The sequence below is a fragment of the Sphingomonas sp. UBA978 genome (assembly GCF_002292295.1).
Lineage (GTDB): Bacteria > Pseudomonadota > Alphaproteobacteria > Sphingomonadales > Sphingomonadaceae > Sphingomonas.
The window spans coordinates 323,902-335,553 of record NZ_DBBS01000020.1 but is presented as its reverse complement, the minus strand read 5'-3'; the positions used below and the strand labels follow the sequence as shown (position 1 = coordinate 335,553).

At 67.8% G+C, this 11,652-nt stretch carries 12 protein-coding genes and 1 tRNA gene; 8 read left to right on the top strand and 5 right to left on the bottom strand.

The window, feature by feature from the left end; all coding sequences use genetic code 11:
• Nucleotides 1-19: 19 nt before the first annotated feature.
• Together B2515_RS14110 and B2515_RS14105 are read right to left on the bottom strand one after the other, a co-directional pair.
• Nucleotides 20-430: a YybH family protein gene (locus B2515_RS14110; protein ID WP_293877314.1), complete on the bottom strand. Its 411-nt coding sequence runs from the start codon at nucleotides 428-430 to the stop codon at nucleotides 20-22.
• The gene (locus tag B2515_RS14105; RefSeq protein ID WP_293877312.1) at nucleotides 424-2,070 is read right to left on the bottom strand and encodes an EAL domain-containing protein; all 1,647 of its coding nucleotides are present in this window, start codon (nucleotides 2,068-2,070) and stop codon (nucleotides 424-426) included. The genes B2515_RS14110 and B2515_RS14105 overlap by 7 nt, the downstream gene beginning before the upstream one ends.
• A gap of 108 nt (nucleotides 2,071-2,178) precedes the next feature.
• Between B2515_RS14105 and moaA the strand changes: the two genes are divergently transcribed.
• From moaA to B2515_RS14075, 6 genes are all read left to right on the top strand, one after another.
• Nucleotides 2,179-3,219 (top strand): GTP 3',8-cyclase MoaA, encoded by a 1,041-nt coding sequence (gene moaA / locus B2515_RS14100; protein WP_293877310.1) that lies wholly within the window; start codon nucleotides 2,179-2,181, stop codon nucleotides 3,217-3,219.
• Nucleotides 3,216-3,995, top strand: a complete 780-nt coding sequence (locus B2515_RS14095) for an NAD kinase (protein ID WP_293877309.1) — start codon at nucleotides 3,216-3,218, stop codon at nucleotides 3,993-3,995. Before moaA ends, B2515_RS14095 begins: the two co-directional genes overlap by 4 nt.
• Nucleotides 3,996-4,085: 90 nt before the next feature.
• A tRNA-Asn gene (locus tag B2515_RS14090) sits at nucleotides 4,086-4,160 on the top strand.
• A gap of 332 nt (nucleotides 4,161-4,492) precedes the next feature.
• Entirely contained in the window at nucleotides 4,493-4,702 is a 210-nt protein-coding gene (locus B2515_RS14085; protein ID WP_293877308.1) for a hypothetical protein, read from the top strand.
• 73 nt (nucleotides 4,703-4,775) lie between these two features.
• Nucleotides 4,776-5,192, top strand: coding sequence for a secondary thiamine-phosphate synthase enzyme YjbQ (locus tag B2515_RS14080; RefSeq protein ID WP_293877657.1), 417 nt, complete (start codon nucleotides 4,776-4,778; stop codon nucleotides 5,190-5,192).
• A 112-nt stretch (nucleotides 5,193-5,304) separates the two neighbouring features.
• A complete protein-coding gene (locus B2515_RS14075) occupies nucleotides 5,305-5,883 on the top strand; it encodes a CC0125/CC1285 family lipoprotein (RefSeq protein ID WP_293877307.1) in 579 nt (192 codons plus the stop codon).
• 83 nt (nucleotides 5,884-5,966) lie between these two features.
• On the opposite strand, the gene secA is transcribed toward B2515_RS14075, so the two are convergent.
• Nucleotides 5,967-8,714 carry a preprotein translocase subunit SecA gene (gene secA, locus B2515_RS14070; protein WP_293877306.1) on the bottom strand — a complete coding sequence of 916 codons (2,748 nt, stop codon included), beginning with the start codon at nucleotides 8,712-8,714 and terminating at the stop codon, nucleotides 5,967-5,969.
• A 112-nt stretch (nucleotides 8,715-8,826) separates the two neighbouring features.
• A complete protein-coding gene (locus B2515_RS14065) occupies nucleotides 8,827-9,081 on the bottom strand; it encodes a hypothetical protein (protein ID WP_293877304.1) in 255 nt (84 codons plus the stop codon).
• Between the two features lie 161 nt (nucleotides 9,082-9,242).
• On the opposite strand from B2515_RS14065, the gene argJ reads away from it, so the two are divergent.
• Both argJ and B2515_RS14055 read left to right on the top strand, forming a co-directional pair.
• Nucleotides 9,243-10,469, top strand: coding sequence for a bifunctional glutamate N-acetyltransferase/amino-acid acetyltransferase ArgJ (gene argJ, locus B2515_RS14060; RefSeq protein ID WP_293877302.1), 1,227 nt, complete (start codon nucleotides 9,243-9,245; stop codon nucleotides 10,467-10,469).
• A gap of 1 nt (nucleotide 10,470) precedes the next feature.
• Nucleotides 10,471-11,268, top strand: coding sequence for an inositol monophosphatase family protein (locus B2515_RS14055; RefSeq protein ID WP_293877300.1), 798 nt, complete (start codon nucleotides 10,471-10,473; stop codon nucleotides 11,266-11,268).
• 52 nt (nucleotides 11,269-11,320) lie between these two features.
• On the opposite strand, the gene trxA is transcribed toward B2515_RS14055, so the two are convergent.
• Nucleotides 11,321-11,644: a thioredoxin TrxA gene (gene trxA / locus B2515_RS14050; protein WP_293877298.1), complete on the bottom strand. Its 324-nt coding sequence runs from the start codon at nucleotides 11,642-11,644 to the stop codon at nucleotides 11,321-11,323.
• Between the last annotated feature and the right edge of the window lie 8 nt (nucleotides 11,645-11,652).

The following is an 11,652-nucleotide window of genomic DNA, read 5'->3' as shown; positions in this document are numbered from 1 at the left end:
GCCGCGCGCGCAGGCCGGTTCAGCTGCTGTGGTCGGAGACGATCTTCCAGCCGCCGGCCTGCCGCGCGAACAGCAGCGAAGTCATGCCGCCGAACTGCTTGCCGCCGTCGTAATCCAGCGTCCAGCGCGCCCAGACCATCTGGTGCGTCGCATCGATACGCCGGAAGCCGAGCATCCGGAACGACAGCCGCCCGCGCTTTGCCGCGTCCGCGCCATAGTTCCGGTCGTAGCGCGCGGCGATCGCCGCCTTGCCGCGGACGAGGCCGTCCTTGGTGACGAAGACGGCCTCGTCGGCATAGATGGCGAGGAAACGCGCCATGTCGCCCGTGCTCCAGCCGGCCGCGCTGTCCTCCATCGCCGCGCGGATCGCCGCCTCCGGCACCTCGGCCGCGGGCGCGACGATCGTCAGCAACAGCGGCAGGATCAGCATCGTTCCGTCTCCATCAACGCAGTCAACGCCGCCTCGTCCAGCGGTTCGGCCAGCAGGAACCCCTGATAGAAGGCGCATCCCTCCGCCGCCAGCAGTGCGCGTTGCGCCTCCGTCTCGATCCCCTCGGCGATCACCTCCAGCCCGAGCGAGCGCGCCAGCGTCATCACCGCGCGGATCACGCCGCGATGCCGCGGCGTCGCCTCGATCCCGCAGGCAAGCGCCTTGTCGAGCTTGAGATAGTCGAGCGGCAGGGCGGTCAGATAGGCAAGGCTGGAATAGCCGGTGCCGAAATCGTCGAGCGCCACGCGGACACCCGCCTGACGCAGCGCGGCGAGCACCGCGGCGGCGGCCTCCAGATTGCGGATCGCCCCGGTTTCGGTGATCTCCACCGTCAGCCGGTCGAACGGCACGCCGCTCGCCGCGACGCGATCCAGGAACAGCGCCGCGAAACCGGGTCGGCCGAGGTCGCTGGCGGTGAGGTTGAGCGAGATGCGCAGCCCCGCCAGCGGTCGCGGCCAGCGCGCGACCCGCGCCAGCACCAGTTCCTGGATATGATCGGACAGAGCGATGCCCAGATCGGCGCGGTCCGCCGCGGCGAACAGGGCATCGGCACCGAGCGGGCCGAGCCGGCCGTGCCGCCAGCGCGCCAGCGCCTCCACCCCCGTCACATGGCGGCCGTCGATCGGCGCCTGCGGCTGGAACAGCACGTCGATCTCGCCGCGCTCGATCGCGAGGTGCAGGTCGATCGCCAGCGAATCGAGCGGGGCGGCGCCTTCGGGACCGGCGACGCGTACCGTCGCGCCATCGCTCGCCTTGGCCGCGACCAGAGCCTCGCCGGCGCGGCGCAACAGGCTGGCGGCATCGTCCGCCGTGCCGCTTTCCGCCATGCCCCAGCGGCTGCCGAGCACCGCCAGCCGTCCGCCGATCGCCAGCGGACGCGCCAGCGCGGCATCCAGCGCGGCGGCGAGGCGGGCGAGCACGGCCGGCGATGCGGCGGAGGCGACGATCATGTCGCCGCCACCGGGCGCGTTGATGATCGCCGCGGGGCCGAGCAGCGCCCGCACCACCGCCTCCACCTGCACGCGCGCCTCCGCAATCAGCGCATCGCCCGCCGCGCGACCGCGCGCGGCATTGAGGATATCGAGCCGCGACAGCGCGATGATCGAGACGCCGACATGCTCGCCGGCCCGCAGCCGCGCATCGATCCATTCGCCCATGTCCGCCGGATCGACGCTGTCGCCGAAGCTGGGGCCGCGCCGCTCGTTCTGGTCGCGCAGCGACGGGCGCGCGGCGAAGCGGATCGTCTGGCGCAGCTCGTCGGCATCGCCGCGATCGATCAGGAAATCGGTAGCGCCGGCGGCGTGCACCTCGTCCAGCTTGGCGCTGTCGTCGGTCAGCGCGATCAGCGCGCATCCCGTCGCCGCGGCCAGACCGCCCAGCGCCTGCACGTCGTCCACCCCATCGCGACGCGCGTCGACCAACAGCACCTCGGCCCGGCTCGCCAGCGCGCGCGCGGCGACATCCTCGCCACCACCATCGATGATCGTGCGCCATCCGGCGTCGCGTGCGCTGGCGGCAAGCGCGTCGCCCGCGCGGGCCGACACGATGAACAGCGTCCTGCGGTCGGCCTGGTCTTTCATCGACTTGAACCTAGGCCGCAGACCGTTAACCGGCAATGGAGACGGTCGCCATCGTACCGCAGATGGAACGGACTTGTCGGCGGACGGTTGACCGCCTAGCTCCTAGACATGACCAGCGTCCTTCCCCAATCCGATCAGCCGCTGGTCGACCGCCCGGTCGATCCGCCGCTCGTAGACCCCCAGGGTCGCACCATCCGCTATCTGCGCATATCCGTCACCGACCGCTGCGACCTGCGCTGCCGCTATTGCATGGCCGAGCAGATGACCTTCCTGCCGCGCGCCAAATTGTTGAGCCTCGACGAGATCGCGATCATCGCCGAACGCTTCATCGCGCGCGGGGTGACCAAGATTCGGCTGTCGGGCGGCGAACCGCTGGTGCGTCGTGACGTCGGCGATCTGATGCGGCGACTGGGGCGGCATGTCGGCGCCGGCCTCGACGAGCTGACGATGACGACCAATGCGACACGGCTCGACGTGTATGCGCAGGCGATGGCGGACGCCGGCATCCGTCGGATCAACGTCAGTCTCGACAGCCTCGATGCCGATCGCTTCCGCTACATCACCCGCCATGGCGACGTCGCGCAGGTGCTCGGCGGTATCGCCGCCGCCAAGACCGCGGGGCTGGCGGTGAAGATCAACATGGTCGCGCTCGCCGGGCTGAACGAGGACGAGATCCCGGCGATGCTACAATGGTGCATCGACGAGGGTCACGACCTGTCGCTGATCGAGACGATGCCGCTCGGCGCGATCGACGAGGACCGGACCGACCGCTTCGTCCCGCTGACCCGCGTGTTCGAGCATCTCAAGACGCGATTCCCACTGGTCCGCGACGCGCACCGCACCGGCGGCCCGGCCCGCTACTGGCGCGTCGAGGGGACGGGGACGAAGCTCGGCCTGATCTCTCCGCTCACCGCGAATTTTTGCGACGGCTGCAACCGCGTACGGCTGACCACCGAGGGCAAATTGTACCTGTGCCTCGGCCATGAGGACCAGGTCGACCTCAAGGGTGCGCTGCGCGACGGCGGCATCGTCGGGCTGGACGCGGCGATCGATCGCGGCCTGCTCCGCAAGCCCGCGCGCCACGATTTCCGGATCGAGGCGGGCGCGGCGCCGGCGGTGTCGCGGCACATGAGCGTCACCGGCGGATGAGCCAGTACGAGCGGCGGGCGCTGGTCGCCTCGCCCACCGCGCCGGCACAGGCAGCGGCGGCCGAGCTGGCGGACGCCGCCGACTGGGTCGACCCCGCCGACGCGGACGTCATCATCGCGCTGGGCGGCGATGGATTCATGCTCCAGACGCTGCACGGCCTGCTCGACCGACGGCGACCGACGGTGCCCGTGTTCGGCATGAACCTGGGCACGGTCGGTTTCATGATGAACGAATGGCGCCGCCACGGCATCGGCGAGCGCCTCGACCGTGCCAAGCCGTTCAAGGTCACGCCGCTCGCCGCGACGGTGACCGGAATGGACGGGCGCATCCATCACGCGCCCGCGATCAACGAGGTGTCGCTGCTCCGCGAGACGCGCCAGACCGCAAAGCTGGAGGTGTCGGTCAACGATCGCATCGTCATGCCCGAACTCGCCTGCGACGGCATCCTCGTCGCGACCCCGGCAGGCTCCACCGCCTATAACCTGTCCGCGCAGGGCCCGATCCTGCCGCTGGGTTCCAACATGCTCGCGCTAACCCCGATCAGCCCGTTCCGCCCGCGCCGCTGGCGGGGTGCGATACTGCCCGACAAGGCGCGCATCTCGCTGCGTGTGCTCGACGGCGCGAAGCGGCCGGTGTCGGCCGTTGCAGACCAGCGCGAATTCCGCGACGTCGCCGAAGTGGCGATCGGGATCGATCGCGCGCGCGAGCTCACGTTGCTGTTCGACCCCGAACACGCGCTCGACGATCGCATCACGATGGAGCAGTTCGTCGCCTGATCGCCTTTCCGGTCCCGAACCTTCGAAAAAGCATGACAACGGGGTTGCATCGCGATTTTTGCCGGGTATAGACCCCCTCCACGACGACGTTCCCTGATAGCTCAGCGGTAGAGCTCTCGACTGTTAATCGAGCGGCCGTAGGTTCGAATCCTACTCAGGGAGCCATTTCCTCCAGCATCGTCAGTGACTTAGGGCGCGCCTATCAGTTTGCGCTTGCAGCCCTTCGTACAACCCGACATCATCGGCACCATGACGAGGAGCGCTGACGCTCCCGCTGGAGGGCGATGCATGATGATCTTTCGGGAAGTGGCGATCGGCGCGATGGCCGCGGCCTTGCTGGCGGTGCCGGTGCTGATGGCGGTGACCGGCCGCAAAAGCGATGCCGGCGAGCGCCAGTCGGGCTGACCCGCCCTCCCCCACAGCGATGTTAACGGGACGCTAGCGGCTCCTGTATAGGGGGGTGACCAGATCACGCCCTCTTGCCCTGGACCCGCCCGGTGAACCCGTCGCCCCGTATCCTTTCCGCACAGCTCGTCGCCTCGATCCATCAGCCGTGGCGGGCGTCGGTGCATGAATGTATCGAACGCTGGCGCCGGCTCGATGGCGCGGCGCAGGCGTCCGCCTATCTGGTGCTCGAAGGCCCGGAGCCGAGCGCCCGCCGCACGCTCAACGCCGCCGCGATCGCGGCGCTCGCCCTCGACAGCTGACTGCCCGCGGCGCGACGACGGATCGCGATCGCGTCGCCGTTGGTTGATGGCGCGACGCAGCAAAGGGGTGGTGATGCGACAGGCGCTCGGCATGGTGGCGGTGGACACGCGACGACAGGGGCTGGTGGAGATCACCGCGACGGTTCAGGACTGGCTGCGCGAACAGGGCCTGCGCGACGGCCTGCTGACGATCTTTTGTCGGCACACCTCGGCAGCGCTGGTGATCCAGGAGAATGCCGCGCCCGCGGTGCGCCGCGACATGGAGGCCTATTTCAATCGCCTTGCCCCGGAAAGCCGCGCCTATGAGCATGACGACGAGGGGCCGGACGACATGCCTGCCCATCTCAAGACCGCACTGACCGGCGTTCAGCTGTCGATACCGGTGATGAACGGCGCGATGGCGCTCGGCACGTGGCAGGGCCTCTATCTGTTCGAACACCGCACCAGCCCGCACCGCCGGACGCTGGCGCTCCACCTGATCGGCGAATGACGCGCGGCAAGCCGTTGCCTGACGGAGCCAAGTCGTTCATCGCTCGTTCCACTGTGATGGGTTAGACGCGCCACGGTTCGCCGCATCCGCGAGCGAATGGAGAATTGGAGTGATGATGCATCTAGGCCGCAAGGCTGTGGTCGCGGCCCTCGCCGCCTCCACCCTGATGGTCGCGGGCTGCGCGACCGAAACCACATACCGCCCCGCTACCGGACAGGGCTTCAACCGTACCGGCTATAGCGATCGTCAGGTCGAACCGAACCGCTTCCTCGTCAGCTTCGCTGGCAACAGCGTCACCTCGCGCGACACGGTCGAGCGCTATCTGCTGTTCCGTGCCGCGGAGCTGACGCTGCAGAGCGGCTACGACTATTTCGTCATGGCCAATCGCGACACCGACCTGCAATCGCGCACCTATAGCACCCCCGGCTTCGGCTATGGCGGCTTCGGCGGCTATTGGGGTCCGTCGTGGCGCTATTATGGCCGTGGCTTCGGCTGGCGCAGCTGGGACCCGTGGTTCGGCGGCGGCTTCGGTCCTTGGGGCAACGACTTCGATATCCGCACGATCGACCGCTATGAAGCGACCGCGGAGATCGTGATGCGCAAGGGTCCGATCCCGCGCGACAATCTGCGCGCGTTCAACGCCCGCGCGGTCGTCGACAGCATCGGGCCGAGCGTCGTTCTGCCGAAGTAAACCGATCGCGTCTCGCATGAAAAAGGCCGGGTCACCGCAGGGTGATCCGGCCTTTTTCGTTATGCGGTCAGGTGAGCCCCCGCTCAGGCGGTCACCGCACCGTGGCAATGCTTGTACTTGCGGCCCGACCCGCACGGGCATGGGGCGTTGCGGTTGACGCGGCCGTCCCAATGCTCCGGATTGTCGCCGAGCTCGCTCGGCACGTCGGGCTGCATCATCTGGAGCGGCGGCATCTGCGTCGTGATCCGGCCCATCGTGCCGGCGTCGATGTCGTTCGAATTGTCCTCGCCGGTGAACGGATCGAAGTGCGTCGTGATGAAGTCCGGCAGCTCGGGCAGCTCCGGCGGCGCCTGCAGCTGGAATTGCGCATGCGCGATCGTCTTGGTCACATCCTCGCGGATTGCATCGAGCATGCGCTGGAACAGAGAGAACGCCTCCTGCTTGTATTCGTTGATCGGCGTTTTCTGCGCATAGGCGCGCAGGTGAACCACCTGACGCAGCGCATCCAGCGTCGCCAGATGCTCCTTCCAGTGATGGTCGAGGTTCTGGAGCAGGATCGACTTTTCGACCTGCGTCCACGTCTCGGGGTCCAGCTCGGTCGCCTTGGCGGCGATTGCGGCGTCGGCGGCCTCGCGGACGCGCTCCTCGACCACCTCCGGGTCGATCGCATCTTCCTTCAGCCAGTCGTCGACCGGCACGTCGAGGTTGAGGATTTCGGCGAGGCCGGTCTTCATGCCGGCGATGTCCCATTGCTCGGGATAGGAATTGGGCGGGCACGCGCCGCCGACGATGACATTGACCGTCTCGGCGCGCATGTCGCTGACGACGTCGCCGACCGCATCGGCGTCCATAATGTCGGCGCGCTGTTCGTAGATGACCTTGCGCTGGTCGTTCATCACGTCGTCATATTCGACGACCTGCTTGCGGACGTCGTAGTTGCGCGCCTCGACCTTCTTCTGCGCGGTCTCGATCGCCTTCGACAGCCACTTGCTGCCGATCGCCTCGCCGTCCTCGATATTGTTGCGCATCATCTTGGCGAACAAAGTGTCCGGCCCGAAGATACGCAGCAGGTCGTCGTCGAGGCTGAGGTAGAAGCGCGACAGGCCGGGATCACCCTGGCGGCCCGAACGGCCGCGCAGCTGGTTGTCGATGCGGCGCGATTCGTGCCGCTCGGTGCCGAGCACGAACAGACCGCCCGCGGCGAGCACCTCCTGCTTCTCCACCTCGATCTCGTCGCGGATGCGCGCGGCGATCGCCTCGTAATCGGGCGTGCCCTCGTCGAATTCGGGATGCTCGTCGAGCATGCGGAATTCGAGGTTGCCGCCGAGCTTGATGTCGGTGCCGCGGCCCGCCATGTTGGTGGCGATCGTCACCGCCGACTTGCGGCCGGCCTGCGCGACGATATGCGCCTCCATCTCGTGGTAGCGCGCGTTCAGCACCTTATGCTCGACGCCCTCCTGCGTCAGGAATTCGCTGAGCAGTTCGGACTTCTCGATCGACACCGTGCCGACCAGCACCGGTTGGCCGAGCGAGGCGTGCTCGCGGATCTTCTTGGCGATCGCGCGGAACTTGTCGTTGGTGTCCTTGTAGAATTCGTCCTCCTCGTCGACGCGGCGGACGCCGACGTTGGTCGGGATGGTGACGACGTTCATCTTGTAAATGTCGTAGAATTCCGCCGCCTCGGTCGCCGCGGTACCGGTCATGCCCGACAGCTTGGGGTACATGCGGAAATAGTTCTGGAAGGTGATCGAGGCCATCGTCTGGTTCTCGGGCTCGATATTGACGCCCTCCTTCGCCTCAACCGCCTGGTGCAGGCCGTCAGACCAGCGGCGCCCGTCCATCATACGGCCGGTGAATTCGTCGATGATGACGACCTTACCGTCTTTGACGATATAATCGGTGTCCGCCTTGAACATCATGTTCGCACGCAGCGACTGGTTGACGTGGTGGACGACCTGCGTGTTTTCGAAATCGTAGAGGTTCGCGCCCTCCAGCAGGCCCGCCGCCTCCAGCATCCGCTCGATCCGCTCGGTGCCGCTCTCGGTCAGGATGATCGACTTCTGCTTCTCGTCCTTCTCGTAATCGTCGTCGTTCAGCTGCTTCACGATCGCATCGACGCTCATGTACAGCTCCGACTTGTCGTCGGTGGGCCCCGAGATGATGAGCGGCGTGCGCGCCTCGTCGATCAGCACCGAATCGACCTCGTCGACGATCGCCATGGCGAAGGCGCGCTGGGTCATCGCGCTGCGCTCGTACTTCATGTTGTCGCGCAGGTAATCGAAGCCGAACTCGTTGTTCGTGCCATAGGTGATGTCGCTGTTGTAGGCGGCGCGGCGCTGTTCGTCGGTCAGGTTGGGGATGATCGTGCCGACGGTCAGGCCGAGGAAGCGATACACCTGCCCCATCCATTCCGCATCGCGCGCGGCGAGATAGTCGTTGACGGTGATGACATGGACGCCGTCGCCGGGCAGCGCGTTGAGATAGGTGGCGAGCGTCGCCACCAGCGTCTTGCCCTCGCCGGTGCGCATCTCGGCGATCTCGCCGCGATGGAGGACGATGCCGCCGATCATCTGCACGTCGAAATGCCGCATGCCGAGCACGCGCACCGCTGCCTCGCGCACCGTCGCAAAGGCTTCGGGCAGCAGGTCGTCGAGCTTGGTGCCGTTCGCCAACTGCTCGCGGAACTTGGTGGTCTGCGCGGCGAGCTGCTCGTCGGACAGCGCCTGCAGCGTCGGCTCGAACGCGGCGATCTTCGCCACGAGCGGGTTGAGGGATTTGACGTACCGGTCGTTGGACGAACCGAACAGGGACTTGGCAATGCCGCCGAACATAAGCGTATTCCTGGATCTGGAGAGCGCGCGGCCCGGTCGATCACGGGGGCGCGCAGCGTCGTTGGTCACGGATTGATTGATCGGCCGCAGCCGGTGCAACGTCGGGTGCGCGCTATTCGCGCCGGCGACTCGCGTAGAGCGATTCGATCGCGACCAGCGGCAGCAGGACGGGCACGGACGGCACGGACGCCTGTGCAAGCGTCGGCAGCGGCTGCTGCGGACGGCTGGCGATCCGCGCCGAGCGGACCTCCGCCCGCACCGCTGCGGCGGCGGTCGCAACCGCATGCGCCGCCGTCGGCGCGCGCATCGCCGATGCCCCGCCGGTGATGGCGGACAGCAGCGCGGACAGGAGCAGCAGCAGGTTCACGGCCCCGGCCATAAGGCGGACCGGCGGGCGCGTCCACTGCGCGTGTAGCGCCACGATGCCCGAATGGCGCGATCAACCGACCTCGCTCGCCACCGCCACGGCCCGATCCACCATCCGCGCGCTGTCTTGGAAGCGTCTCGGAACCGGCCTATGGCACCGCCATGTCCTCGTCCATCTCGCCGCTCGCCACCCCCTTTCCCGCCCTGCCCGCCATCCCCGGCGTCGTGCCGCATGTCGCACGCGCGCATTACAAGACGTGGGATCGCTGCGACCTCACCTTCGTGACGCTCGCCGAAGGGACGACCGTCGCCGGCGTGCTGACGCAGAGCCGTTGCCCCTCGCCCGAAGTCGAATGGTGCCGCAAGGCGCTGACCCTCGGCGCCGCCCGCGCGCTGGTGGTCAATGCGGGCAATTCGAACGCCTTCACCGGCCATCGCGGGCGCACCGCAGTCGAGGCGATCGCCGCGCGCACCGCGCAGCATCTCAGCTGCCAGCCGTCCGACGTGTTCGTCGCCTCGACCGGCGTCATCGGCGTGCCGCTGCCGATCGACAAGGCGGAGGCGGGGCTCGACGCCGCCTATGCGGCCAGCCCGTGCGACTGGCAGGCGGCGGCCGAGACGATCGGCACCACCGACACCTATCCCAAGGGCGCGACGACGTCCGCGATCGTCGACGGGCGGACGGTGACGCTGGTCGGCATCATCAAAGGCTCGGGGATGATCGCGCCGGACATGGCGACGATGCTCGGCTTCGTCTTCACCGACGCCGCGGTCGAGCCCGGCTTCCTGCAGGCCGCGATGAACGCCGCCAACCGCAATACCTTTTCGTGCATCACCGTCGACGGCGACACCTCGACCAGCGACACGGTGCTCGCCTTCGCGACCGGCGCGGCGGGCAATGCGCCGCTGACGGGCCCGGACAGCGACGGCGCGGACGCCTTTGCCGCGGCGCTCGCCGACCTTTGTGGGCAACTGGCGCTGCTGGTGGTGCGCGATGGCGAGGGCGCGACCAAGCTGATCGAGATCGCGGTCACCGGCGCGGAAAGCGACCGCAGCGCGCACCGCATCGCCATGTCGATCGCCAATTCGCCGCTGGTGAAGACCGCGATCGCCGGTGAGGACGCCAATTGGGGCCGCGTCGTCATGGCGGTCGGCAAGGCGGGCGAACCGGCCGAGCGCGACCGGCTGTCGATCCGCTTCGGCGAGACGCAGGTGGCGCGCGACGGCCTTGCGGTCGAGGGCTATGACGAAGCGCCGGTCGCCGCGCATCTGAAGGGGCAAGAGGTCGAGATCGGCGTCGACCTCGGCCTCGGCGATGGCGAGGCGACGGTTTGGACCTGCGACCTGACCCACGGCTATATCTCGATCAACGCCGATTACAGGAGCTGACATGCAGCACCGGCACCATGACGCCGTCGTCGTGCTGATGCGGAGGGTGGCGGCGGACATCGTCATGCCCCGCTTCCGCAACCTCGCCGCGGACGAGATCGAGGAGAAGGCCTCGGACGACATGGTCACCGTCGCCGACCGGCTGAGCGAAGCGGCGCTGACCGCGGGGCTGGCGGCGCTCGATCCCGCGATCCGCGTGGTCGGCGAGGAAGCGGTGGCGGCGGACGCGGCGCTGGTCGACGGTATCGATCGCGGCGCGGTGTGGATCATCGATCCGATCGACGGCACCAACAATTATGCGAGCGGCATCGCGACCTTCGGCATCATGATCGCGTTGGTCACGGACGGCGAGACGCAGGCGGGCTGGATCCTCGATCCGGTGAGCGACCGGCTATGCCATGCCGTGCTGGGCGGCGGCGCCTATATCGACGGTGCCCGCGTCCATACGCGACCGAGCGGCGCGGCGCGGCCGTCGTCGGTGATCGCCACCTATCATCTTGACGATGCGGCGCGGGTGGCGCTGATCGCCCGGGCGGAGATGGCGTTCACGGTCACGCCAATGCCGCGTTGCGCCGCGGAGCAATACCCACGGCTGGTGCTCGGGACCAACGACGTCGCGCTCTTCCAGAAGACGCTGCCCTGGGATCATGCACCCGGATCGCTGTTCCTCCGCGAGGCGGGCGGCGTCGTCCGCCGGCCCGACGGCACCGACTATCGCGTCGGCGACCAGCGCCAGGGCATGATCGCCGCGGCGTCACCGGCGCTGTGGGAACAGGCGGCGAAGGCGCTGTTCGACTGAGATAAAGAATAAGCCCCTCCCCTTGAGGGAAGGGGCGTTCATGGAAAGGCGATTACGCCAGCGCGCCTTCGAGCCACGCCTTCAGCCGGCCCTTGGGCTCGGCACCGACCTTGGTCGCGGCGGGTGCACCGCCCTTGAACAGGATCATCGTCGGAATGCCGCGCACGCCATAACGGCCTGGCGCGTCGGGATTTTCGTCGATGTTGAGCTTGGCGATCGTCACCTGCTCACCCAATTCCTCGGACAGCTCCTCGAGGCTCGGCCCGATCATCTTGCACGGGCCACACCATTCCGCCCAAAAATCGACGAGCACGGGGCCGTCGGCCTTGAGCACGTCGCTGTCGAAGCTGGCGTCGGTAATTGCCTTGGTAGCCATCGATATTC